The organism is Archangium primigenium (assembly GCF_016904885.1).
In the GTDB taxonomy this organism is placed as follows: Bacteria; Myxococcota; Myxococcia; order Myxococcales; family Myxococcaceae; genus Cystobacter; species Cystobacter primigenius.
In genome coordinates this window covers 6,763,845-6,788,428 of sequence record NZ_JADWYI010000001.1, presented here as the reverse complement: position 1 = coordinate 6,788,428, position 24,584 = coordinate 6,763,845, and the positions used below count along the sequence as shown (strand labels likewise).

14 protein-coding genes are annotated in these 24,584 nt (G+C 71.4%); 7 read left to right on the top strand and 7 right to left on the bottom strand.

Annotated elements, in window-relative coordinates:
- Positions 1-22 precede the first annotated feature (22 nt).
- The 3 genes from I3V78_RS27720 to I3V78_RS27710 are packed head-to-tail and all read left to right on the top strand — an operon-like array spanning position 23 to position 4,334.
- Positions 23-973: a FecR family protein gene (locus I3V78_RS27720; protein ID WP_204491753.1), complete on the top strand. Its 951-nt coding sequence runs from the start codon at positions 23-25 to the stop codon at positions 971-973.
- 15 nt (positions 974-988) lie between these two features.
- Positions 989-2,917 (top strand): hypothetical protein, encoded by a 1,929-nt coding sequence (locus I3V78_RS27715; protein WP_204491751.1) that lies wholly within the window; start codon positions 989-991, stop codon positions 2,915-2,917.
- Complete coding sequence (locus I3V78_RS27710; protein ID WP_204491749.1) at positions 2,904-4,334, top strand: COG1361 family protein; 1,431 nt, start codon at positions 2,904-2,906, stop codon at positions 4,332-4,334. Before I3V78_RS27715 ends, I3V78_RS27710 begins: the two co-directional genes overlap by 14 nt.
- A 9-nt stretch (positions 4,335-4,343) precedes the next feature.
- Here I3V78_RS27710 and I3V78_RS27705 read toward each other — a convergent pair whose 3' ends face one another.
- Positions 4,344-4,850 carry a hypothetical protein gene (locus tag I3V78_RS27705; RefSeq protein WP_204491747.1) on the bottom strand — a complete coding sequence of 169 codons (507 nt, stop codon included), beginning with the start codon at positions 4,848-4,850 and terminating at the stop codon, positions 4,344-4,346.
- Between the two features lie 48 nt (positions 4,851-4,898).
- Here I3V78_RS27705 and I3V78_RS27700 point away from each other — a divergent pair, with 48 nt between their 5' ends.
- The 3 genes from I3V78_RS27700 (at position 4,899) to I3V78_RS27690 (ending at position 13,398) form a co-directional block, all read left to right on the top strand.
- Complete coding sequence (locus tag I3V78_RS27700; RefSeq protein ID WP_204491745.1) at positions 4,899-6,233, top strand: hypothetical protein; 1,335 nt, start codon at positions 4,899-4,901, stop codon at positions 6,231-6,233.
- Between the two features lie 61 nt (positions 6,234-6,294).
- Positions 6,295-10,455: a tetratricopeptide repeat protein gene (locus I3V78_RS27695; protein WP_204491743.1), complete on the top strand. Its 4,161-nt coding sequence runs from the start codon at positions 6,295-6,297 to the stop codon at positions 10,453-10,455.
- A 168-nt stretch (positions 10,456-10,623) separates the two neighbouring features.
- Positions 10,624-13,398: a serine/threonine-protein kinase gene (locus I3V78_RS27690; protein WP_204491741.1), complete on the top strand. Its 2,775-nt coding sequence runs from the start codon at positions 10,624-10,626 to the stop codon at positions 13,396-13,398.
- A gap of 10 nt (positions 13,399-13,408) precedes the next feature.
- Here I3V78_RS27690 and I3V78_RS27685 read toward each other — a convergent pair whose 3' ends face one another.
- A complete protein-coding gene (locus I3V78_RS27685; protein WP_204491738.1) occupies positions 13,409-14,572 on the bottom strand; it encodes an ATP-binding protein in 1,164 nt (387 codons plus the stop codon).
- Positions 14,573-14,831: 259 nt separating this feature from the next.
- The gene (locus I3V78_RS27680) at positions 14,832-17,756 is read right to left on the bottom strand and encodes a TolB-like translocation protein (protein ID WP_204491736.1); all 2,925 of its coding nucleotides are present in this window, start codon (positions 17,754-17,756) and stop codon (positions 14,832-14,834) included.
- A gap of 108 nt (positions 17,757-17,864) precedes the next feature.
- Here I3V78_RS27680 and I3V78_RS27675 point away from each other — a divergent pair, with 108 nt between their 5' ends.
- Positions 17,865-19,148, top strand: a complete 1,284-nt coding sequence (locus I3V78_RS27675; RefSeq protein WP_204491734.1) for a hypothetical protein — start codon at positions 17,865-17,867, stop codon at positions 19,146-19,148.
- Positions 19,149-19,235: 87 nt separating this feature from the next.
- Here I3V78_RS27675 and I3V78_RS27670 read toward each other — a convergent pair whose 3' ends face one another.
- The 4 genes from I3V78_RS27670 to I3V78_RS27655 all read right to left on the bottom strand — a co-directional run bounded on the left by I3V78_RS27670 (position 19,236) and on the right by I3V78_RS27655 (position 24,443).
- Positions 19,236-19,994, bottom strand: coding sequence for a DUF5953 family protein (locus I3V78_RS27670; RefSeq protein WP_204491732.1), 759 nt, complete (start codon positions 19,992-19,994; stop codon positions 19,236-19,238).
- A gap of 1 nt (position 19,995) precedes the next feature.
- Positions 19,996-20,592 (bottom strand): DUF6310 domain-containing protein, encoded by a 597-nt coding sequence (locus I3V78_RS27665; protein ID WP_204491729.1) that lies wholly within the window; start codon positions 20,590-20,592, stop codon positions 19,996-19,998.
- A gap of 427 nt (positions 20,593-21,019) precedes the next feature.
- Complete coding sequence (locus I3V78_RS27660) at positions 21,020-21,868, bottom strand: DUF2520 domain-containing protein (RefSeq protein WP_204491727.1); 849 nt, start codon at positions 21,866-21,868, stop codon at positions 21,020-21,022.
- A gap of 4 nt (positions 21,869-21,872) precedes the next feature.
- Positions 21,873-24,443 (bottom strand): AAA family ATPase, encoded by a 2,571-nt coding sequence (locus I3V78_RS27655; RefSeq protein WP_204491725.1) that lies wholly within the window; start codon positions 24,441-24,443, stop codon positions 21,873-21,875.
- Positions 24,444-24,584: the final 141 nt, after the last annotated feature.

Below are 24,584 nucleotides of genomic sequence, written 5' to 3'. Positions count from 1 at the left end.
GTCCCACCACAGGAGGCCGGGCATGAAGGCGAGGATGGATTCCCTGGGTCAGGCGCTGGTGCGCGGGCTGGGCATGGCCCTGCTCCTGGCGGCGGCGGGCGCGTGGCTCCTGCCAGAGGACGAGGCGGGGGCACCCCGGCCCCCGCGCCCCGTCACGACGCGGCCCCTGGCGGTGGCGCCGCCGGGCGGGAGCACGCCGCGGGCCCGGGTGCTCGGCGTGGTGGGCGAGGCCCAGCGCGGCCAGGGCGCGCGGTGGGTGGCGCTCGCGGTGGGCGAGGAGCTCGGGCCGGCGGAGGCCGTGCGCACGGGGCCCGGGGCCCGGGTGGACCTGGGGCTGGGGGACGAGGCCTCGCGGCTGTCGCTGCCCGAGCACTCCGAGGTGCGCGTGGAGGAGGTGACGCCCGCGGTGCACACCCTGCGCCTGGAGCGCGGTCGCCTCGACGTGGACTATGGCGAGCGCGAGGCGCGGCGCCTGCGCGTGCATGCCCCGGGGGGCGTGGTGGCCGAGACGCACGCCGCGCGCTTCACCCTGGTGAGCCGGGGCTCGCTCGTCGCGGTGGTGACGCGCGAGGGCTCGGTGGACCTCACGGCCCGGGGCACCACCATCCACGTGGGCGCGGGCCAGCAGGGGCTCGTGTTCGACGGGGCGGCGCCGCTCGGCCCGGAGCCCATTCCCTTGGAGGTGCTCCTGCGCGTGGCGGCGGAGGCGCCCGCCGGGGTCGAGACGCTGTGCCTGTCCCTCCGGGGTGAGGTGCGCCGGGGCTCCGAGGTCTGGGTGGAGGGCGCGCCGGTGGCGGTCTCCCACGAGGGCGTCTTCCACGCGGACGTGCCGCGCGCCCGTGGCCGGAGCCGGGTCTCGGTGCGCGCGCGGGAGCCCGGGGGCACGAGCCGCGACGTGTCGCTGCCCTGCCGCGCCGGCGGCCGGATGGGGCAGGTGGAGTCGGTGAAGTTCCGCTGGAGCGAGGGGCCCTGAGCCATGGAGGTGTGCGTGAAGCCAGCCGTGCCGGTGCTCGTGGGCCTCGTGTGGGCCCTGGGGCTCGCCGCGTCTCCGGTCCGCGCCGAGGCCGGGGCGGACGCGTCCTCCCCGATGCTCCGGGTGGGGAGCGTGCCCGCGTATGGCGTGCTCGGGGAGGAGCGGGCGATGGAGCTGCGTGTCGAGGCGCCCCCCGGCACCTCGGACGTGGAGGTGTTCGTGAGCGAGGGGCAGGTGAGTCCCGTCGCGCCGGTGGCGCCGGGCCTCTTCCGCGCGACGTACGTCCCGCCCCGGCAGCGGCTGCCCCGGGAGGTCATCCTCCTGGCGCGTGCGCGGGGGCCCCAGGGGCGCTGGGTGGGCTGGTCCGTCTTGCCCTTGTGGGGCCAGGGCCTCGCGGAGGTGAGCACCCGGGCCGGCGCGCCCGTCACGCTCCAGGTGGGCGAGCGCTCCTTCGGACCCGTCGAGGCGGATGCCCAGGGGCTCGCGCACGTGCCGCTGCTGGTTCCCCCCGGCCACCGGGAGGCCTTCTTCGGCACCCGGCGCATCGACCTGGGCGTGCCCCCGTGGCCCTGCGTCCATGCCGTCGCCGAGCGCCACCAGGTGCGCGCGGATCGCGAGGAGGCGGTGGACGTGCGGCTCTTCCTGTCCCGCCTGCCGGGCACGCCCGCGCCCCGGGGTGACTTCACCTTCACCGCCTCCCGGGGAGTGGTGGGCCCCCCGCGCGAAGTGGAGCCCGGGGTGTGGCTCGTGCGGTGGACGCTGCCCCCGGGGCCCGCGGGTGAGGTGGTGCTTCGTGGCGGTCAGGGGCGGGATCCCCGCTGGGCGTGGGAGGTCGGATTGGAAGCGGTGGCGGGGCCCGCGCGGCGCTTCGAGTTGACGGTGGACCGGGAGGAGTTCGTGGCTACCGAGAGCGCCCGGCTCACGGTGGAGGCGCGGGCCCGGGACGCGGCGGACAACCCCGTGGCCGTGGCCCTGCGCCTGGAGGCGGACGGGGCGCGCGTGGACGCGCTCACCGAGCAGCGGCCCGGGGTGTACACGGGGGGCGTGCGCCCGCCCGCGCGCTTCGATGGCCGGACCCAGGTGACGCTGCGGCTGTTCGCCGAGGGGGGGCCGGAGCCCGTGGCGACGCGGCGGTTGCGACTGCGCGCGGGGCCGCTCGCCCGGGTGCGGATGGCGCCCGTGCGGCCGGTGCTCGTGGCGGATGGCCGCACCGAGGTGGCGTGGCACATCTCCGTGGAGGACCGGTACGGCAATCCCGTGGAGGAGGCCGCGCCGCGGGTGTCGCTCGCGGGCGGCGTCGCGCGCACGCTCCAGGCGCGGGCGCCGGGCCAGTACGAATTGCGCTACGTGCCCCCCGAGTCCCTCGTGGACGGACACTCGGAGGTGGAGATCCAGGTGGGCGCCGTGCGCGAGCGCGGCCGCGTGCCGCTCCTGCGCCGCTCGCGGGTGACGCTGGCGCCCCACGTGGGCGGCCTGACGAACTTCGCGGACGTGCGGGCGCCCTCGGGCGGCGTGCGCCTGGAACTCTGGCCGGTGCGCGCCTGGCCGGCCCTGGGGGTGATGGTGGACCTGGGCGTGCTGGGCTTCTCCCGCACGGACGTGCCGGAGGTGCCGGACTTCGCGGGCCGCGTGCTGCTCGTGGACACCGCGCTCCTGGTGGGCCTGCGCTCGCCCCGCGAGCACCGCCTCCAGGGCTGGGGCGCCGCGGGCCCGTCGCTGGCGCGGATGCAGGGGCGCTCGGCGTGGGGCGAGGGGCGGGTGCTCGCGCAGGGCGCCTGGGTGCCCGGGGCCCAGGCCGTGGTGGGGGCGGGCGTGGCCCTGGGGCCCGGCCTGCCCTTCCTCGAGGCGCGCCTCTCCTGGTTCAACGATCCCGCCCTGCCCGTGCTGCGGGGCTCGCTCGGTGGGGCGGGGCTCCACCTGGGGTACCGCCTTGATCTCTATTGATCCGCGTCGCGCCGCTCTCGCCCTCTGCTGCCTGCTCGGAGCCACCTGTTCGACGGGACCCGAGGCCGGACAGGAGGCGCGCCTGCATCGCCTGGTGCCCGGGTGGGGTCTGAACACGGCGCCCGTGTCCGGGGTGCTCGAGGGGGACAACTTCGTCCCGGTCGCCACGCAGCACCTCGGCGGCCCCGAGCGGGTGACACTGGAATCGCGCTTCGAGGCACGCCTCGGCACCTGGCGGCTGGAGGACGTGACGTGGGTGGACGAGCACACCCTGCGGCTGCGGGTGCCCGAGGGCCTCACGCCGGGCTGGTACCCGCTGGAGGTGGAGACCCCCCTGGGCGAGCGCGTGGCGCTGCCCCGGGCCTGGTTCGTATCGGATCGGCCGCTCGCCGAGCTCCAGACCCAGGTGCGATGGGCGCGAGACCGGCTGTGGGTGGGGGAAGAGACGCGGCTCGTCCTGACGGTGGAGAACACGGGGGGGACCCGGGCACGGGCCGTCCAGGCCCGGCCGCGCTTCGAGGGCACCGCGCGGGTGGAGTCGCGGGCCGAGTCCTCCGCGCCCGTGGACCTCGAGCCGGGAGGCAGCGCGAGCTTCGCCTGGACGGTGGTGGCGCACGGGCCGGGCTCGGCGCGGGTCGACCTGGGGCTCGAGGCCGAGGACGAGGCGCGCGGCGAGGCCTTGCCCGTGCCTCGGGTGGAGACGGCGCTGGAGGTGCGCGAGCGCTCGGCGTTGAGCGCCACGCTCCAGGTGGATCCCGCGGTGGTGAACGTGGGCCAGACGCTGCGCGTGCGGCTGCGGGTGGACAACGTGGGGCCGAGCACGATGCGTGAGGTGCGGCCCTCGGCCCCGATGTTCGAGGGGCTGGCGGGTGCGGTGGAAGGCGGGACCGTGCCCCGACCGGAACTCGCGGAGCTGGCGCCCGGGGAGGGGGAGACGTTCATCTGGGTTTATACGGCGCGGCGGACGGGCGAGGTGCGCTTCCGGGCGGGGGCGGGAGGCCTGGATGCGTTCACGGCCCAGGGCGTGACCACGGGCGAGGTGAGCGCGGCCCCCATCACGGTGCAGACGCCGGGACGCCTGGCGGCGGCCTTCACGTCGGTGCCGGCGAACGTGCGGGCGGGCGAGGTGTTCCTGGTGGACCTGGAGGTGCTCAACCTCGGGGACTCGCCGGTGCAGGGGGTGTCGATCGATCGCGGGAGCGCCACGGGCTCGGCGGGCATCGAGCTGCTGGCGCCGCCGCAGCCCACGAGTGTGGACATCCCGGGCCACGGCCGGGCGGTCTTCCGCGCGCAATTGCTGGCGCGCCAGCGCGGCACGAGTGTCTTTCACGCGGGCGCGCGCGGCGTGGACCCGACGGATGGCCTGAGCGTGTCCTCGCCCCTCACCGATTCCCCGGTGGTGAACGTCACGCGGTAGGCACGGGGTTCAGGGTCGTAGGGTCCTTCCCCAGGCGATGAACCCTTGTGGCGTCTTGCTTCCATCCAACTGCGCCTTCAGCAGGGCCACCACGCCTCCGGGCGTGGTCTCGCGTGCGAAATCGAGCGTGTCGCACTGGGGTAGGAAGGTCATCGCCCAGCTGCTGCTTCGCGAGAACTGCTCGAACAGAAGGGCCTCGAGTGGATACCCACCCCAATCCACGGGGTTCTCGTCGTCTGCCCGCTGATTGACCTCCCGCGCGAGCCAATCCAATCCCTCTCCCGCGAGGCTGAAGTAGGAAAACCCCTCGGGAAACAGGTCGGCGGGCAAGTGCTGGGAGAGGAACGCGGGGAAGTCCCTGTCCTTGTACTTCCGGAGCTCGACGGCGCGTCCCCAGCGATGGGTTTCGGGCTCCTGGGGATGGACGACGCCTCCCCATTCGAAGTCCCGGCGCACCCGGTGAAGGCCTTCCAGCGGCTGAAGCCGGGGCAGGAGAAGGTCGACGCAGGCATCCATGCGGGGGGAGGGTAGTGGGTCCACCGGGAGCTGTCATAGAGTCGGGGCATGAAGAATCCATTCACGGGCCCCGTGTCGTCCCGGGCCCGGAACCTCGCCGCCGCCCTCGTGCTCGTCTTCCTCGGGGCCTGCAACGGGTGCCGAGGCACGGATGCCGAGCGCGCCGCCCGCGAGCGGGCCGAGATCGAGCAGCGCATCCGCGACTCCTCGTCCCTGGTGCTCTACCGCTCCCTCAAGCTGACGATGCGCGCCCAAGGCGAGCCCAATGCGCCCGAGGAGATCGCCGGGCTCTGGACAGCGCTCGAGCAGACGCGCCCGCTCCCCGCGGCGTCCCCGACCGCGGAAGAGGCCCGCCTCGTGGCCCGGAGCTACCTCGACGTGGGCATCGCCTTCTACAAGGCGAAGTCGGTCCTCCAGCACCGGGACGAGGACGAGTTCCCCCTCTTGTGGACCCAGCTCACGACGGAGGCGCCCCCCCTGCCGGGCTACGACGCCGGACAGGAGCATGCCTTCCTCTCCGTCGCCGCGTTCCTGGTCGACCTCGCCGACCGGAGCCGCCGCGCCCCCTCCTCGGAGCTGATCTTCTACGAGCTCTCGCGCGCCACCCCCGCGCCCACCTGGTTGCCGGGGATCCGCTCGGCCGTCCAGGCCATGCGGGGCCTCGCGTTCTGCCAGGCCGGCTACCACTACGCCGCCGAGGAGGAACTCAACGCCTTCGTGTTCGAGAACGAGGCCACCCCCGAGGACGCCTTCCTCGCGCTGCCGAACCTGACGCGCGCGCAGTCGCGCGAGACGACGCTCGCCACGGGCTACTTCCTGCGGGCCTGGAACCGCCGGGGGCTCGATCGCGACCGTGCCGCCGAGGACGACCTCTACCGGGGGCTCAAGTCGATGGAGAAGCTCGGCGTGGACAACGAGCTGACGTGGTGGGGCTGGGCCTATCTCCACTCCCGCCACGAGGAGTACGAGGCGTCCGCGAAGTACCTCGACCGGCTGGCGGGCAGTCCGTACCTCGGTGAGCAGGAGCGCGCGGAGGTGCGCACCAGCGCCGAGGACCTGCGCAAGCACGGGGACCGGCTGCCCATCTTCCGGCAGACCCGCGCGGCGCTCATGCTGGGCCAGGCCCTGGTCGCCCGGGCGGGTGGGGTGGAGCACATCCTCGTCACCCTGCTGGGCCCCGAGAAGGGCAAGAACGTCTACGCGCCCCTGGCCTGGATGGACCGGGTGCGCCAGGGCGTCGGCGAGCTGACGCCCGAGAAGCTGGCGCAGGAGGCCGGGGAGTCCCTGGACAAGGCGCGCGCGCTGGGCGGCAAGGGCCTGGACGCGCTCAAGCAGCGGCTGGAGCGGGCAACGGAGCGCACTGCGGAGTCCACGCCTCCGTGAATGACGTTCCGCTTGAAAGCGGGACTTTGCGTGGGAGCAGGCAATGAGACGAGTTGGGGGGATGTTTGTCGTAGTGCTCCTCCTCGCCTGGGGCTGTACGACCCGTACGGCGATCAGCGTGGCACCTGTGGATTCAGGATTAGGGGAGGCTCGGGCGGCCTTCGCGGAGGGGCTGAAACAAAAAGAGCAGGGACGGCTCGCGGCGGCGGAGTCGCTGTTCGAGCGCGCGCTGCGCCTGCGTGAGGCCCATCTAGGCCCGGAACACCTGGCTTTGGTGGAGTGTTTGGATGCGCTTGGCTCTGTTCTCCTTGCCCAGGGTGCGTTGACGCGTGCGGAGCCTCTTCTCCAGCGAGCACTGGCGATTCGGGAAGCAGCGTTGGGCGAGAACCACATCGAGGTGGCCTCGACCCTCAACAATCTGGCCTTACTTCACGGGAGCCGCGGCGACTTCGCGCAAGCGGAGCAACTTCTCGCCCGAACACTCGCGATCGTGACCGCCTTGTTTGGAGCGGATCATCCCGAAGTCGCGTCAACGCTCCACAATCAGGCGGACTTACTCCGGGCGCAGGGAGAATACACGCGGGCAAGGGCCCTGAATGAACGTGCGCTGGCGATTCGGGAAGCCGCGTTGGGCACGGACCACCCCAGCGTGGCTTCTTCACTCAACAACTTGGCGCTGACCCATGCGCTATTGGGTAACTACAAACAAGCGCGGCCTTTGTATGAACGTGCACTCACGATCGAGGAAGCGCGGTTGGGCCTGAACCATCCCGGGCTGCTCCGTTTCCTCAACAATCTGGCGGGGCTCTGCGCGAACCAAGGAGATTACGACCAGGCGAAGTCACTCTACGAGCGAGCGCTCGTGATTGGGGAGGCCTCCGAGGAGCATCGTCCTGATGTGGCTGTCATCCTCAACAACCTGGCGGGGCTCTATAAAAAGCAGGGGCTCCACTCCGCTGTGGGGCCCTTGTTGAAGCGCTCGCTCGAGATCCTGGAGGAGACGTGGGGTGGATACCACGCCCATGTGGCCACGGCTCTCAGCAACTTGGCTGAGTTCTATGTGGCACAGGATGATGACGAACGAGCGAAGCCGCTTCATGTACGCGCCCTCGACATCCGCGAGACGACGCTCGGAGACAGCCATCCGGATGTGGCGGAGTCCCTGAACAACCTGGGGGCGCTCTACCTGAGAAGAGGCGACTACGCGAAGGTGGAGCCGCTGTTGACGCGTGCGCTTGAGATCCGAAAAGCGGCCCTGGGCGATGCTCATCCGGATGTGGCGACCTCCCTCAATAACTTGGCGGAACTCTTCCGGCGCCAGGGCGACTACGGCAAGGCCCAGCCCTTTTTCGTGACTGCACTCCAAATCGAGGAAACAGCGCTCGGTCGCAACCATCCCCAGGTGGCCACGACCCTTGTCAATCTGGCTGGACTTCTCAAGGCACGGGGCCAGTACTCCCAAGCGGAGCCTTTGTTGTCCCGCGCGTTCGAGATCCGGATTGTCGCACTGGGGGCGAACCATCCCGACGTCGCGCTCTCCCTGAACAACATGGTGGCGCTCTATCATGAGCAGGGGAACGACGAGCGGGCGGAGCCGCTGGCGGAGCGTTCCCTCGCGATCATGGAAGCGGCCTTTGGCCCAAGCCATACCCAGGTATCGGTTTCGCTCAACAATCTGGCGGAGGTCTCCCGGGCTCAAGGGAAGTACGTGCGCGCGCAATCCTTGTTCGAGCGCGCACTCAAGATGCGCGAGTCGATCCTCGGTCCCGAACATCCCGAGGTTGCCATCAGCCTCAACAACCTGGCGACGGTCCTGGTTTCGAGAGGGAACTACGCACGGGCACAGCCGCTGTACGAGCGCGCGTTGAGCATCGAGGAAGCGACGTTCGGTCCAGGGCATCCCTCGGTGGCTGTTTCCCTCAAGAATCTGGGAGAATTGTTTCGGGTACAAGGGGACTATGCGAAGGCTTTTCCCCTTTATGAGCGTGCCTTGCGCATTGAGGAGTCGATCCTTGGCCCGATGCATCCCGACGTGGGGTCCTCGCTCAACAACCTGGCCTTATACCACGGCGTGAATGGACACCCCGAACGGGCGCGAGCGCTATATGAGCGCGCGATTGCCATCCAGGAGTCGACGCAGCATGCAGAACATCCGGATCTGGCGGCGCTCCTCAACAATCTGGCGAGCCTCGAAGAGAGTCAGGGCGAGTTCGAGCGGGCTCGGACACTCATGGAGCGCGCCATCAAGGTCGGGGAAAAGGCGTTGGGCGCCGACCACCCCACGGTGGCCATCCTCGTCAACAACCTGGCCGAGTTCCATCGAGAGCGGGGGGAGTTCACACAGGCGGAGTCCCTGTACGCACGTGCGCTGTCGATCGTCGAGACCTCGCTCGGGGCGAATCACCCCAACGTGGCGTCCTTGCTTATCAACTTCGCCAAGCTCCACATCGCTCAGCAGCACATGACTCAAGCCCTCGCGCTCCTGAACCGTGCCTTCGCTTCGTCCGAGGCGCACCTGCGTCAGGAGGTGTTTGGCTTTTCCGATGAGCGGCTGGCCGATGCCCTGCGTGTCCTCCAGGCGGAGGAGGAGTTGCTCTACTCGCTTGTCTACATGTACCCGGCGGACGCGCGCGTGCGACGGCTCGCACTCTCGGCCGCGCTGCTGCGCAAGGGCCGCTCCCTCGAAGAAGTCTCCAATACCTCGCACATCGTCTATCGCGGATTGCAAGGAGAGGAACGCTCGGCGTTCGATCGATTGCGCGCCCTGCGCACCCAACTCGCCAGCCTGTCGTTCGCCGGTCCCGGGACATTGACGGTCCTCGAACATCAGCAGAGGCTCCAGGAACTGCGCACCCAGTGCGATGCCCTCGAGGCGCAGCTGGCCAGGAGTTCGGAGCCGCTCCGCTCCCTGCGTGAACTGCCTCCGCCCGCGATGATCCTCGATCACGTCGCCACCGCTCTTCCCAAGGATGGCGCCCTCGTCGAGTTCGTCACCTACCGCAGGCGTTTGTTCTTCCGCGAAGAAGACTCGGCCACCGAGGAGACTGCCAATGCGCCCCGGTACCTTGCGTTTCTGCTCCTCGGCGATGGCCAGATCCATGCGGTCGATCTGGGGCTGGTCTCCTCCATGGATGAAGCCGCTCAGCGGCTGCACGACGCGCTCGCGGGCAACCGCCTGTCCTATCAAGCCGAGGCCCAGGCGCTTCACGATCGTGTCTTTCTTCCACTGAAGCCCGCTCTGGGTGAGGCGCGGCGGTTGTTCATCTCGCCCGATGGGCAACTGACGCTGACCCCATTCGCGGCACTCCACGATGGCGCCCAGTTCCTGCTCGACACCTTCGACATCACCTACGTGACCTCGGGCAAGGATCTGCTGTCCCGTGACCCGCAGAAGCTGGCCTCGGAGCCCATGGTGATCCTGGCCGATCCCGATTTCAGCGCGGCCTCCGTCGGCCCCGTCCCTGGCGACGATGTCACGCCCGGCGCGCGAGGTGCTTTCCTCGCGCGTTTCTTCTCTGAGTCACGCGCGGACTTCCATGGCCGGGCTTGGCCTCCACTCGTGGGCACGAGGCAAGAAGCCCTGGCCATACAGCGGTTGTTTCCTCGGGCCCGTCTCCTGTTGGGTCGGGAGGCAACCAAGGAGGCCCTGCTCTCGCTGGATGCGCCGACGGTCTTGCACATCGCGACCCACGGCTTCTTTTTGGAAGATGAGGCCGGACCGGCCGGCGCGCGTGCGGTCCATGCGTTGGGCTCAGGCTCCACGGCGGGTCTTCGTGAGCGCCCGACTGAGTCCTTGCTGCGCTCGGGGCTGGTGCTCGCGGGCTCCAATGTCCCGGACGTGGCCGGCATGACCTCGAAAGACGACTCGGTGGTGACGGCGTTGGAATTGGCGGGCATGAACCTGTGGGGCACCCAGCTGGTGGTCCTGTCGGCCTGCGAAACCGGGAGGGGTGAGGTGAAGCGGGGCCAGGGCGTCCATGGTCTGCGCCGCTCGCTGATGGTGGCCGGGGCGGAGACGGTGGTGACGAGCTTGTGGAAGGTGAATGACGCGTCGACACGCGAGCTGATGGAGGGCTACTACACGCACCTGCTCGCGGGACGGGGCCGCACGGAGGCGCTGCGGGAGGCGACGCGAGCGTTCCGGCGGACTTGGCCCCATCCTTATTATTGGGCGCCGTTCATCGCCATTGGCCAGGATGGGCCTCTGCGCATGGGACGATGAGACCGACTGGCCCGGAGTGATTCCCAGGTGAATCGTGCCCGGGCCCTCGCCGCGATGCGGCATGGAGACGGAACGCCCGGAGCTCAAAGCGCTCCACTACAATGGCGTCGGGCCTCCTACCTGGCCCCGACCCTGGACGCCATCGTCCACCGCCGAGGCCCACCACCCATGAGCCGCCGTCCGCGAACCGCGGGGAAGTCTTCCTCGCCCGAGAGTCCTTCCGTCGCCGAGGACATGCCGCCGGCCCCGCCTGTCATGGGACGGCTCGCCCAGGGCACGGTGATCGCGGGCCGCTACCGGGTGTTGTCCTTCGCGGCCGAGGGCGCCCAGGGGACGGTCTACGCGGTGGAGGAGTCCGTGTCCCGCGAGCGCCTCGCCCTGCGGCGGCTCGGCGCCCCCGCGGCCTCCGTCCCGCGTCTGGTCAAACGCCTCGCGCGGGAGCTGCGACCCGTGCGCAAGGTGGTGCACCCCCACGTGTGCCAGCTGCGCGAGGTGGGGGAGCACACCCCGGACACCTCGGCCGGGGACGGGGCGGCGCCCTTCGCCTTCCTCGCCTTCGACTGGTTGGAGGGCGAGACCCTCGCGGCGCACCTGCGGCGCGTGGGACGGCTGACGCCCGAGCGGACCCTGCTGCTGGCCGCGCAGCTGGCCTCGGCCCTGGATGCCACGCACGCGGCGCGGGTCATCCATGGGGACTTGAAGAGTGGCCACGTGATGCTGGTGCCCACGCCCTCGGGGATTCCGCGCGCGGTGGTGACGGACCTCGGCCTCAAGGCCCCGGGGGGGGGTGAGGAGGGCACGGAGCCGGAAGGCCAGGGCACGGTGGACGCCGTGGCCTACCTGTCGCCCGAGCAGGTGGAGGGCGAGGCGCCCACGCCCGCCTCGGACCTGTACGCCTTCGGCGTGCTGCTCTTCGAGATGGTGACGGGGGAGCGGCCCTTCGGCGGGGAGACGCCCGGGGTCGCCGCCGTCAAACGGCTCGTCGAGCCGCCGCCCTCGGTCGACGCCCGCATCCCCGGACTTCCTCCGAGCTGGGAGAGGACCCTGCGTCGGTGCCTCGCGCGTCGGCCCGAGGAGCGCTTCGCCTCGGCCGCGCTCATCCTCGAGGCCTTGAAGGGACAGGGCGCGCGGCACGAGCCGCCTCCGCCCGAGCGTCCGTTCTCCGTGGCGCTCGCGGAGTCGGGGGCGCCACTGCCTTCCCGGGGTTCGGACGAGCCCTTGCGGCTGTCCCGGCGCGCCTGGCGGGGCACCCAGCCCGCGTCCCCCGAGGCCGCGCACCTGTACTCGGACGGCCTGCTCGCGCTCCAGCACCACGACGCGCCCCTGGCCCTGGCGCGGCTCGAGCGGGTGGTGGCGCTGGCGCCGGAGTTCGCGCCGGGGCACTCGGCGCTCTCCGTGGCGTACCGGTTGTCCTTCCTCGATGACCGGGCCCGGGAGGCGGCGCGGCGGGCCCGCGCGCTGTCCGAGGGCCTGCCCCGCGAGGAGCACCTGCTCGTCCTGGCGCGCGACCACGAGGCGCATGCCGACTGGGCGGCGGCCCGCGAGGCCTATGGCCAGCTCTTCGGCCTCTGTCCGGACAACGTGGAGTACGGCACGGCGTGGGCGGCCGCGCGGGCGTTCACGGGCCAGGGGCGCGAGGCATTGGACACCCTGGCGGGACTGTCCCGGTTGCCGGAGCCCGGGGGGGGCGACGCGCGCATCGATCTGACGGCCTCCCTGGTGACGATGTTGGGGGGCGATGTCACGGCCTCACGGCGACATGCCGAGTGGGCCGTGGCGCGGGCCGAGCGCGCGGGCCAGCCGCTCCTCGTCGCCTCGGCGCTCGTGGCCTGGGCGTATGCCCAGCGACAGCTCGGCGAGTCCGCGCGGGCCCTGCCGGCCCTGGAGGACGCGGCGCGGCTGTGCCTCGGGCGGGGGGAGCGGGGAGGGGCGGCGCGGGCCCTCGCCGCGTGCGCGCTCGTGCGCATCGACCTGGGCCGCCTGCGGGACGCGCAGGGGTGCCTGGAGGCGATGGCGCGGCTGGCCCGGGAGCTCGCGCATCCGTCGCTCGAGGCCGAGGCCCAGGGCAACGCCGGTTGGGTGGCCTTCCAGCGCGGGGAGCTGACGCGGGCCCTCGCGCGCACCCGTCGGACGACGGACCTCTACCGGCGGCTGGACATGCGCGCGGAGGAGGCGGCCTTCAACGTCCAGCTGGGCATGGTGCTGCGCGAGCGGGGAGACCTGGACGAGGCCCAGCGCCTGTTGGAGCAGTCCCGGCAGTCCCTCAACATCGTCTTCGGGGACGAGTCCTCCGAGGGCTGGGCGAGCTACGAGCTGGGCCTGCTCTTGCTGGACCGGGGGGAGCTGGTGACGGCGCGCGGGTGGCTCGAGCGCACCCTGGAGCTGCGCCGGGCGCGGGGGCAGCAGGCCCTGGTGGCCGAGACGGAGCGGGCCCTGGCGCGCGTGGCGCTGGCGGCGGGGCGCACCGAGGAGGCCCTGGGCCTGGCGGAGCGGGTGTGCGCGGCGTACGCGGAGCAGCGGCAGCCGATGCAGGAGGGTGGGGCGCAAGCGGTGCGGGCCCGGGTGCTGCTCGCGGGACGCGCTCCCGAGCGGGCCCGCGAGGCGCTCGCGCGGGCGCGGGAGTTGACGCACGCCAACGAGTACGCGCTCGTCGCCGCGCAGGTGGAGCTGACGCGGGCCCGGGTGGCGCTGCGCCTGGGCACGGCCGAGGAGCGGCGGACGGCGGCGGCCGCGCTCCATGCCCCGCTCGAGCTGGCGGCGCGGGGCCACCTCATGGGCCTGTTGTTGGAGGCCCGGCTGCTCCGGGCCGCGCTGACGCGCGAGAGCGCGGAGGCCGCGGCGCTCGCGGAGCTCAAGAAGGTGGAGGTCGAGGCCCAGCGGCTCGGCTACCGCCCGCTGGCGACCGAGGCCGGGGCGGCGCTACGCGCGGGGTCCGCCCGGTAGCGGCCGTCCGTCACGACACCGCCAGGGCCACCGGCTCCAGGGCCGGGGGCATGGCCGAGTCGCGCACGTGCGGCGGCAGCGTCAGCCGGAAGGACGTGCCGTGGCCCGGGTGGCTCGACACGGTGATGGCGCCGTCGAAGGCCTCCACGATGGACTTGCAGATGAAGAGGCCCAGGCCCGTGCCCTCGCCCCGGGGCTTGGTGGTGAAGAAGGGCTCGAAGAGGTGCGCCATGTGCTCGGGGGCGATCCCCGTGCCCGTGTCCGTCACCTCGGCGCACGCCTCGCCCTGGGGGCCCGTCCACAGCCGCACGCGGATTTCGTGCTCGCCCCCGTCCTCGGGAATGGCCTGGGCGGCGTTGACCACCAGGTTGAGGAACACCTGCGCGAGCCGCGGCTCGTTGGCGAGCACCATCGGCACCTCCTGGTAGTCGCGCACCACGCGCGCCCGGTAGCGGATGTGCACGAGCGCCATCTTCAGGGCCGCGTCGAGCACCTCGCGCAAGTCCACCAGCATGCTCGCGTCGTCCGAGTCCCGCGCGAACGCCTTCACGTCCCGGGCGATGTCGCGCACGCGCTCGGCGCCCTCGCGGATGTCGCGCAGCGTCGTCTCCACCGCCTCCAGGCGCTTGCCGAGCGTCAGCGGATCCTGCGGACCCACGCCCTGGCGCAAGGCGGGCAGCTCCTCGTCGAGCCAGTCCAGGTTGGACAGGATGTAGGCCAGGGGCGTGTTCACCTCGTGCACCACACCGGCGGCGAGCAGGCCCAGCGACGCGAGCCGGTCGGACTGCACCAGCATGGCCTGCATGTGCTCGCGCTCCTGGCGCATGCGGTACTGCTCCAGCGCCAGCTTGAGGCGGTGCTCGAGCGCGTCCACCTCGAAGGGCTTGAGCAGGTAGTCGAAGGCGCCCAGGCGCAGCGCCTCCACGGCGCTGTCCACGTTGCCGTAGGCGGTGACGATGACGGCGTTGCACTCGGGCTGGGTGACGCGCAGCCACTTGAGGAACTCCAGGCCGCTCTCGCCCGGCATGTTCTTGTCGATGAGCGCGCAGGCGAAGGTGTGACGCGCGGCGAGCTGCCGGGCGCTCGCGGCGTCCGCGGCCACCACCGGCACCGCCCCCGCGCGCTGCACCACGAAGGCGAGCAAGGCGCGCAGGGCCGGTTCATCGTCGACCACCAACACGGACTCAGGAGCAGGACTGGTAGCCGTTCTCATCCGCGCGACCTCCGCAACAGGGCCTCCCGCAGGCATCGATTCTCGGCCGGTGAGAGGAAGACCCAAACCCCCCGTGCCCGGTGACGCCTTCAGCAGGTAGGGCAAGCTGCGGATGTAGCGGAGGGGCGGCAAGGGACGGGGCGCACTCCAGCCTTCGAGGCAATCCGCGCCCCACGCCAAGCGTTGGCTGGGAGAAGGAAACCTGTCCCCGAGGGCACCTTCAGAGCGAGATACCCAAAAGGTGCAGGTGGCCGAGCCCGTCATCGAAGCGACGGGCGTACTGGTAGAAGAGGGACACCGGCACGGCCTGGCCGAAGTTGGTGCGCAGGAAGACCGCGCCGCCCGCGGCCCGGTGGTCGGCGCGCCAATCCGTGCGGGCCCAGGCGCCGAACGCCTCCAGCTCCAGGTGGCTGATGAAGAAGGACGGCCCGAGCCAGAAGAAGGAACTCCAGCCGTAATCGAAAATCACGCGGTAGCGGTAGCGCGCCGAGGCGATGAGGACGTGACGCGCCTCGAGGGCGAAGTCCTCGTAGCCGCGCAGGGGCTCCACGAAGCTCACACCGGGCTGCAGGGCCGGGGGCAGGGAGCGGGAGTCCTCGGGGCCCTGGCGCCAGCGCAGGCTGTAGGCGCCCGCGGGCACGCCGCCCACCTGGAACAGGCCCGCGGGGGCGTTGGGCAGGGCGTGGCCCACGAGCGACAGGAGCAGGTTGTCGCGCGTGAGGCCGGGCAGGCCGGGCACCACGGCGGCCAGCTCCCCGCGCACCTCGGCGAAGGGGCGCGCCTGAGCGAACGCCAGGGGGTAGACGCCGCCGCTCAAGGACAGGCTGAGCGCGCGCTGCGTGCCGCCATAGGAGGAGCTCTCCCCGGCGGAGAAGGACACACTGGCCTCGGGGCCCACCAGCGAGGTGCGCAGGCCGGGGTAGCGCGAGGCACCGAACCAGTCGCGGCGCAGGGCCAGCAGGCGCACGCTCACGGGCGTGGTCCAGAAGGTGCGGGACAGGGACGCGCTGGCCTGGAGGTCGCGCCGGCCCACGTCGCGCAGCCGCGCCGCGGACAGTTGCAGTCGCCAGGGCGCGGTCAGGGCGGTGCCGTAGGTGAACGACAGGCTGGGGTCGCGCAGCGCCGTGTTCGCCTCCACGAGCAGCGCGTACTGGTGGAAGCCCAGCCGATCCTGCCCCGCGAGCGCCAGGCCGCCGTAGATGACGGCGCGCTCGGGGTTGGCCGCGTCGGGCAGGGCGTAGATGTAGGGCGCGCGCAACTCCGGCAGGAAGAAGCGCTCCAGGGGGGAGTAGGGCGCGTCGGAGAGGATGTCCAGGTCGTGGCCGAGGAAGGGCGCGGACGGGGCGCCGGGCTCCAGGGGCGGGAAGACGGGCCGCGCGGTGGCCACGGCCGTACCGGGCTCGCGGGGCTCGACGGGCGCGCTGTCGAGCGAGAAGTCGAAGCCCTCGCGGTTGAGGAAGACGATGTCCGAGGGCCCGCGCGGCGCCACGTCCATGACGAGGTGGGGCGCGTCGGTGAGGCGCGCGGGCGGCGCGCCCGTGGCGAGATCGAGCAGGTGCGCCTGCCAGCGGCCCTCGTGCTCGCGCACGAAGACGAGGCGCTCCGCGTCCAACCACCGGGGCGCGTAGTTGAAGCGCGCGTCCTCGGTGAGCGCGCGCACGGTGCCATCCACCTCGCGCAGCGCGAGGTTCCAGCCGTGCTCCGTCACCCGGGCGAACGCGATGCGCCCGTCCCCGGCCACCGCCGGCGGCCCGAGCGACGTCTGGCCCTCGAAGCGCGTGAGCGCGGTGTGCTCGCCGGTGAGGAGATCCAACCGGTGGAGGTTCGCGGTGTCCCCGCTCACGTGCACGAAGACATACGAGCGACCATCCGGCGACACGCCGCCGCCCATGCCGCGCACGCCTTCCCACGTGCGCACCACCTCGCCCGTGCGCGCATCCACCCGCCACACGCGCGACAGGTAGCTGCCCAGGGCGTCGAGGTCCGCCGCCACGAGGTAGAGCGACTGGCCATCCTCCGTGAAGGACAGGCCGCTCATGTTGATGGGATGGGTGGAGATCCACCGCCGCCCGGGGAGGAACTGCGTGAGCTTGCGGCGAAAGCGCACGCCGCCCTCGCGCTCGCGCACGGTGAGGTGGGGCACTTCGTCGCGGCCCACGTCCACGGTGGCGATGGCGCCGTCCGCGGGCGACGCGGCGAGCCGGGCGAAGTAGCCCACCTGGGGCGAGAGCACGCGCTGGGCCTCCGGCCGCCGCCGGACCTGGAGCGTGCGGGCGAGCTCCGCGCTGAACTCGTCGAAGAGCGTGCCGATGGTGCGGTTGTAGACGGCGCGAAAGCGCAGCGTCACGCCCACGGGCGGCAGGAGCGACTCGCCTTGATCCGCGACGAGCCGCCACAACTTGTCCTCGCCATACTTCTGGGCGAGCCACGCCACGAAGTGGCTGCCCGTGAGGTAGTTGCCCCCGAAAAGATCCATGCGCCGGTGGGCGGGGTTGAGGTAGCCGGGGTGGAAGGCGCCGCCGAGCTCCTGGCTGGCCGCCTCGAAGAAGCCGTGCCACACGGGGCTGTGGGGCCGCCCCTGCGCCTTGCCCAGCCGCCCCTCGTAGAAGGTGGCCAGCCCCTCCAGGAACCAGGACTCGGTGAGGGAGTTGCTCTGGAACAGGCCCCCGGTGAAGGTGTTGAGCGCTCCCCACAGGCCGTCCGTCTGCTGCATCTGCACGTAGTGCACGGCCTCGTGGCAGCCCACCGCGCCGAGCTCCGCCGGGCCAAAACCCAACAGGTTGAACAGCTCCAGGGACATGTGGGACGGCAACACCATCTGCTGGGGCAGACTGGAGTAGTCGGGCAGCACGTACGCGTTGTTGAAGTCCTCGCCCGTCAGATAGACGAGCACGCGCTCGCGCTCGCGCGGGCTGTGGGGCAAGAGCCGCAGCCGCTCCACGCAGTCCTCCAGCCGGGCCGCGATCCGCAGCGCGCTGGGGCGCAACCGGGCCGGGTAGTACAGCTCCAACGTGCGCGTGGACAGCTTGCGCATGTCCTCCCGGACGAACTCCGTCTGGACGTTCTGCTCGAACCGGGGTGTGACGAAGGCACACCCCGACAGGGTCGCCAGCAGCAAGAGGACGGGGAGGAAGCGGCGCGGCATGAACACCCATCCTAGGAGCGGGTCGGTATTCGTGGCGATGAACTTGGTTTTCGCGATAAGGGGGCGTTCGTTTCGTTACGGTCGAGACCTTTCGTCGAGGAACCCTCCATGGCTCATCCCGCCCCCCCGCATGTCCAGCAAGCCCAGGCCCAGGTCGCTGCCGCCTTCCAGCAGCTCGGGGGCACGCCGATCGACCTCCTCAAGTCCCCGTGGTCGGAGGTGGAGGCCGGGGTTCCGGGGCTGCTCGGCGGCGCGTTCCAGCCGAACAACCAGAACCACCAGATGTTCGCCCTGGGCCTGGCCGGCGCGCTCGCCGAGCGCCTCGCCGAGGAGCACGGTGCCTTCTGGTTCCTCAACCGCGAGTCCCCCGAGGGCGCCTCGCTGGGCTTCGCCGACGCGCTCATCGTGCTGTCGCCGTTCGGCGAGGTGATGAACTCGCTGGTGGCCGGCAAGCTGGCGCGCCTGGACGAGGTGAGCGCCAACATCCGCGGCATGCTGGGCAAGGCGCGCTTTGGCAACCAGGCCGGCGGCGCCAAGCTGGGCCCGGCGGACTACCAGCGCCTCATCGATCCGGGCTTCATGCAGTTCCTGGTGATGGACCCGGCCAAGACGAACAAGACCTTCGACTCCACGCCCGATGCGCTGTCGCGCGAGCTGCGGGACGCGCTGGGCCGGGCGCAGATGCCCAAGGAAGTGCGCGCTCAGTTCGAGGGCCAGGTCCTCACGGCGCTCCAGCAGATGGAGCCCAACAAGAAGCTGGTGGACCAGGTGGAAGTGGCCCCGCGCATCGTGGAGCTGATGGCGCACCTGTTCGGCACCCAGGCGAGCACCGGCGCGGCGCAGAACGAGTTCTGGGGCCACCTCATCCTCCCCATGCTCTTCATCGGCGCGCCCACGAGCTTCCCGCCGGTGGACGAGGAGGAGATCCAGGCCTTCACCCAGGGCGTGGCGCCCATGGAGCTGTTCGTGGACGTGGTGCCGCACGCGGTGCAGTCGCCGGACGACGGGCTGCTGGGCGCCTTCGAGCGCTCCGAGGTGAGCCCGCTCAACGCGAGCTTCGAGCGCTCGCGCGCGCCCCTGCACCTGCTCAAGCTCAACGTGGAGCGGCTCAAGCCGCTGCTGGAGAAGTTCGACGCGAACAACATGGTGGACGCGGTGCGCCGCTTCACCAAGTACATGGAGGAGAAGGCGGGCAAGGGCGCGCCCCCCAACCCCCAGAACGAGGAGATGCTCAAGGCGGCCTCGGTGCTCCTCACGGACCTCAAGAAGCTGGTGGTCGAGGGCAAGGGCGACGTCTGCCTGCGCCAGATGACCGAGGGTGACGCCATGTCCGAGCGGGACCTGGCCGCGGTGCGCAACGCCCTGCAGGGCCCGCGCATCATCCTGAGCTAGCCTCCCGCGCCTCGTGCCGAGCCAAGGGCCCCGCGGACACCCCGTGGGGCCCTTTCGCGTTCGAAGCACCAACCCGGGCGATGGGCTTTACGGAACCGTGCGCCCGCCAATCTCCGGGAAGCGTTCGTACGCCCGTTTGAGCGCGTCCAGGTGCCCGGGATGGTCCAGATCCAGCGGCGCCTGCGTGAGTTGAACGATCCACCCATCCGTCGCGGTGCGCCGCGCACGGGAGATCAAGTCCGCGTCGCGGGCGGGGTCCGGAAACCCGATGGCACGTGCGGACGCGGCCGACCAGTAGTTCAACCACCCGAGGCGATGTGGAATCTCAGGCGCGCGGATCGCGTCTGGGAGCTTGAGCGCGGGCAGTCCCCGGGGCGGGGCCGGGGGTCCTGACAACGTGGGACTCGTCTGCTCCGCGATCTCGACTCCCGCGTCGAATGGCGTGACGTGACCCCAGAACGCGCACGCCCCTTCCGCGATCGCTTCCAGGACATCCATGGCCGCGGAGATACCAGGTGCGTCGAGGGGTAGATCCGCATGGATTTCGAGATGGGGCAGACCTTCCGCTGAAAGACCGTTCGGGTTTTCCCAGCCGGCAATCGTCACGACATGCTCGTCGTCATTGTTGCACAGGAACGGAAGCACTCCGTCGGCTCCTTGGGCCACGAGCCATTCGTCTCGGAAGGGCAGCGCGCGCAGGTCTTCTTCTTCAGAAGTCGTCCACCCCAGGTTCAAACCGGGAAGTGCGCGTTCCATCCCATGGACGATGGTCAGCGTCCTGTCTCCATTCCCCGAGAGAGGAGGTGCGTAGACGATGAGGCCAAGATCGTTCTGGCTGGAGGCCATTTCAACACCAATCCATGACGACGACTTTGAGCGATGGGTCCGCGAACTTCAGCGCACGCTGATGAGCCTGGCTGTGCACGCCCACGATGAAGTCATACCCGCATTCACTGGCGAGCTTGGCCTCTCGCTGGATCTCGCCCAACTTCATCTTGATGAAGAACTTCTGCGAGTGAGGGGAGTGCTTGCCGAAGTCATCGGTCTTGACCTCCCAGAGCGTGCGCGAGGCCTGTTGGAGCGCGTCGAAGCGCTTCCCATTCACGTACACATCCCCTCCGGGAAAAGTGTTGCCTGGCAGCTTGTCGGCGCACGCGTTGTGAGGGGCGTGCCCGCCCAGGTGGCGGGGCTTGGGGATGGGCTTGCACTTCGGGTCGTCCTCCTCCTGGGCGAGCGCGTTCGCGGACTGCTTTCGCGGTGACGGCTCCTGCGCCGGTGCTCTCACCGCACGCGGCTGGGCGTCCAGTTCCAGCAGGAGCTGTGACGCGACTTCCGCCACTTCCCGCAGGCGGGCCTCGTACTCTCCTCGAGCATCCAACCATTCCGGACGGCGGTCGACCTCCGGCCCGGCGGTGCCTGCGGGATAGAGCAGGGCAATGCCCACGAGCAATGGGGCCAATCGAGGGAGGACCCCAATCAAGGCCCTGGCGCGACCCGCTCGCGTGACACCCTCCGCCCCTCTGGCCACCTCCGCGGCGTGCCCACTTGCCTGGGCGGCGCTTGAGAAGCGCTCGAAGGCCCGTTCCGCGACGGTCAGCTTGCCATCCAGCGCGTCCCATTGATGGGGCGCCAGATCCTTCCGCGCCCGAGACAACAGTGCCCGGGCTTGCTCCAGGTCCGCTCTTCCAATCGACCCTCGCGGCACCGTGTCCATCGTCGCGGACACGAGACGGATGTTGGGATCGGGGGGCGATGTCGGGACAACGGTGTGCGACCCATGCATGGACGGCGGGACGGGCGCGCCCGCGCACGCTGAGAGAAAGAACAGCCACAGGAGGCAAGCGAACAGGCGCACTCTGCAGGCGACCCGGTCAAGGCTCTTCCGCGAGCGCCTGGGCCAACGCGGCTCGGGCCTCGGGGGTGAGCCGGTGGTGGATGAGCCCCACCGCGCGCCGGGACAGGGGCCGGTAGACGGCGCCCACCTCGGGAGGCAGGGCCGCCAGGTGCGCCGCGACCACGCCCGCGTCGCCCCGCGCGATGGGCCCCGTGTAGCCCGCCGCCAGGCCCCGCGCCTCCACGCCCCGGAGCGCCGAGCGCGTGAGCGGCAAGAGCGCGGCGAGCGCGTCCTCCTCGGAGATGCCCGCCACGCGCAGGGCCTCCACCGCCGCGGAGAGGGTGGCCACCACTCCGCCCGCGCTCAGCACGGCGCCGGCGTGGTAGGCGCCGCGCTGGGCCTCCTTCACCCGGAGCACCCGCAGGCCCAGGTCCTCCGCCATGCGCTCGAGCGTCTCGCGCAGGGCCTTGGAGCGGGTGCTGACGGCCACGGCATTGCCCGCGAGCGAATCGCGCGCGTCCGACACCGCCACCAGGGGATGGAAGGAGCCGAGTACCCGGCCCTGGGGGGTGCCCAGTGCGTCGAGCGACAGCGCCCCCGCGCAGTGCACCAGGGCCGCGCCCCGGGGAAGCTGGGCCTTCATCTCCTCGGCGACCGCCGCGACGGCCTGGTCCGGCACGCACAGCAGGCACACCCGGGCCCGCTCGATGTCCTGCTCCGTCGCGAGCGTCAGGCCGAGCGCGCGGGCCCGGCGCTGGCTCTCCGCGGAGCGCGCCGCCACCCGGACGGACCAGCGCTTCGCCCCGAGCCCCAGGGCGAGCGCGCCGCCCAGTCGGCCCGCGCCCACCACCACCACCGCTGGGCGACCGGGACGCGTGGGGCTCATGGCTTCACCGCTCCTCACGCAGGAATTGCAACTCCCCGTTCTGCACGCTCACCGCCACGCGGTCTCCCGGCATGAACTCGCCCGCGAGGATGCGCTCGGCGAGCGGCGCCTCCACCAGCCGCTGCACCACCTGGCGCATGGGCCGCGCGCCCAGCTTCGGATCGAAGCCGCCGGACTTCATGAGCAGCTCCACCACGTCCGCGCCCGCCGCGTACTCGATGCTCTTCTCGGTGGCGAGCCGCTTGCGGCTCTCGTCCAGCAGCAGCGTGGCGATGCGCGCCACGTCCGTCTCGCTCAGGGGGCGGAACGGCAGCCGCTCGTCGATGCGGTTCCACAACTCGGGCGGCATCGCCTGCCGCGCGGCCTGGCTCGCCGAGTCCATGTCGTTGGCCTGCGCGGACTCGACCGCCGGCGTGCCGAAGCCGAGGCTGCGGCTCGTGCGGTGGAAGGCCTCCGCGCCCAGGTTCGTCGTCAGCACGATGACCGTGTTGGAGAAGTCGATGTGCCGACCCTTGCCGTCGGTGAGCCGGCCCTCCTCCAGCACCTGGAGCAGGAGCAGCTGCACCTCGCGGTGCGCCTTCTCGATCTCGTCGAGCACCACCACGCACGAGGGGCGGCGGCGCACGGGCTCGGTGAGCTGGCCGCCATCGCCATAGCCCACGTAGCCCGCCGGCGAGCCGATGAGCCGTGACACGCCGTGGCTCTCGGACATCTCGCTCATGTCCAGGCGCACGAGCAGATCCTTGCTGCCGAAGAGCACCTCGGCGAGCGCCCGCGCCATCTCCGTCTTGCCCACGCCCGTGGGGCCCAGGAAGAGGAAGGAGCCCATGGGGCGGCGCGAGGCGAAGCCCGCGTAGTTGCGGCGGATGACGCGCGCGATGCGCGAGATGGCCTCCTCGTGGCCGATGACGCGCTCGCCCAGGTCCGCCTCCAGGCGGAGCAGCCGCGCCGAGTCCGTCATCAACAGACGCTCCTCGGGGATGCCGGCGATCTTCGCCACGATGCGCGCCACGTCGCTGGCCTCCACCAGCTCCTTGCCCTCGCGGCGGCAGCGCGAGCCGGCCAGGTCCACCACGGAGATGGCCTTGTCCGGCATGAAGCGGTCCGTCACGTAGCGCGAGGCGAGCGACGCGGCGGCTTCCAGCGCGTCCGGGGCGTAGAGCAGGCCGTGGTGGTCCTCGTAACGGCCGATGATGCCCTGGAGGATCTCCACCGTCTCGGGCACCGAGGGCTCGTGGACGACCACGGGCGTGAAGCGCCGCTCGAGCGCGGGGTCCTGCGAGATGAACTTGCGGTACTCGTCGTGCGTGGTGGCGCCGATGCAGGGAAACTCCCCGCGCGCCATGGCCGTCTTGAGCTCGTTGGCCGCGTCCTGGGGGCCCTCGCCCGTGGAGCCCGCGCCCACCAGGGTGTGGATCTCGTCGATGAAGACGACCACGCGGCCATCCCCGCGCCGCACCTCGTCCTTGAGGGCGTTGAGCTTCTCGGAGAAGGCGCCGCGCAGCTGCGTGCCCGCCACCAGCGTGGCCATGTCCAGCTCGATGAGGATCTTCTCGGCGAGGCCGCCGCGCAGCTCGGTGAGCCGCTGCGCCACGCCCTCCACCACCGCCGTCTTGCCCACGCCCGCCTCGCCCAGCAGGCACGGGTTGTTGGTGCGCCGCTTGCCGAGGACGTCGATGACCTCCTCGATCTCCTTGGCGCGGCCCACCACGGGATCCAGCTTGCCCTCCTGGGCGAGCCGGCTGAGGTTGCGGCCGTGGGAGGTGAGCAGCGGGAAGCGCTTCTCGTCGAGCACCAGCGGGGCCGCCGTGCGCGCGGGCGCGGGGCGCGCGGGCGCGGCGGCGGGCGGGGCGACAGGGGGCGCGGCCGCGGGGGTCACGACAGCGGGCGGCGCGGCCACGGGCGGCGCGGCGGGCGCGGCCACCGGCGGAGGCGTGCGCGCGGGCGCGGGGGGAAGGGGCGGGGGCGTGACGGTGCGCACGTCCTCGTGCACCTCGTCGATGAGGTCGCGCGGCGAGAGCGCCGGACGGGACGGGGCGCGGGGCGGCGGAGGCGGCGCGCGCGAGATGCTCGACGCGAAGGCGTTCATCGGCAGCGCCGAGGGCGGCGAGCCCGGCGGCCGGCTCGGCCGGGGCATGACCAGGGGCTGCGGGTTGCGGCCGGGCTGGAAGCGCCGGGGGGTGTTCCCACTGACACAGTAGGACATGGCGATGTTCGCCAGGCTGATGAGGTGCAGCCCCGCCTTGGTGAGCATCTCCCGCGCGGCGCACGGCACGCGCGTGAAGGCCACGAGCAAGTGGAGGCAGTCGGCCTCGCGCGAGCCCATGCTCTGGGCGTTCTCGCGCGCGCGCATACACAGCGTGCGGACCAGCCCATCCTGCTCCTGGACGTGGGCCGTCATGTGCTCGAGCAGGCTGTCCTCGTCGACGCCCTTCTCCTTGAGCAGCAGCTGCGCCCGGTTCTCCACCGTGAACAGGGCGAGCAGCACGTGAGCCGAGGTGAGTTTCTGTGCAACGCTCTGAGCGATGTCGGAGGCTTCTTGGAGTACCTGTGCGAGATCCGTGCTGTCGACCATTCGGTCTCCGGAAGGCGAGCAGGCGAGCACATACACCCTTCGGATCCGCGCGGCAAAATTTCCGCGACAGGTTGCTACACCTTGACACCACCCTGAGGGATGATGCTGGGAGGACACTCGTGTCACCCGGCCGTTGACGGG

Bases quoted from the DNA above. Each gene is read 5' to 3' on its own strand.
- I3V78_RS27720 (WP_204491753.1), top strand. From the start codon at position 23: ATGAAGGCGAGGATGGATTCCCTGGGTCAGGCGCTGGTGCGCGGGCTG.
- I3V78_RS27705 (WP_204491747.1), bottom strand. From the start codon at position 4,850: ATGGATGCCTGCGTCGACCTTCTCCTGCCCCGGCTTCAGCCGCTGGAA.
- I3V78_RS27700 (WP_204491745.1), top strand. From the start codon at position 4,899: ATGAAGAATCCATTCACGGGCCCCGTGTCGTCCCGGGCCCGGAACCTC.
- I3V78_RS27695 (WP_204491743.1), top strand. From the start codon at position 6,295: ATGTTTGTCGTAGTGCTCCTCCTCGCCTGGGGCTGTACGACCCGTACG.
- I3V78_RS27690 (WP_204491741.1), top strand. From the start codon at position 10,624: ATGAGCCGCCGTCCGCGAACCGCGGGGAAGTCTTCCTCGCCCGAGAGT.
- I3V78_RS27680 (WP_204491736.1), bottom strand. From the start codon at position 17,756: ATGCCGCGCCGCTTCCTCCCCGTCCTCTTGCTGCTGGCGACCCTGTCG.
- I3V78_RS27675 (WP_204491734.1), top strand. From the start codon at position 17,865: ATGGCTCATCCCGCCCCCCCGCATGTCCAGCAAGCCCAGGCCCAGGTC.
- I3V78_RS27670 (WP_204491732.1), bottom strand. From the start codon at position 19,994: ATGGCCTCCAGCCAGAACGATCTTGGCCTCATCGTCTACGCACCTCCT.
- I3V78_RS27660 (WP_204491727.1), bottom strand. From the start codon at position 21,868: ATGAGCCCCACGCGTCCCGGTCGCCCAGCGGTGGTGGTGGTGGGCGCG.
- I3V78_RS27655 (WP_204491725.1), bottom strand. From the start codon at position 24,443: ATGGTCGACAGCACGGATCTCGCACAGGTACTCCAAGAAGCCTCCGAC.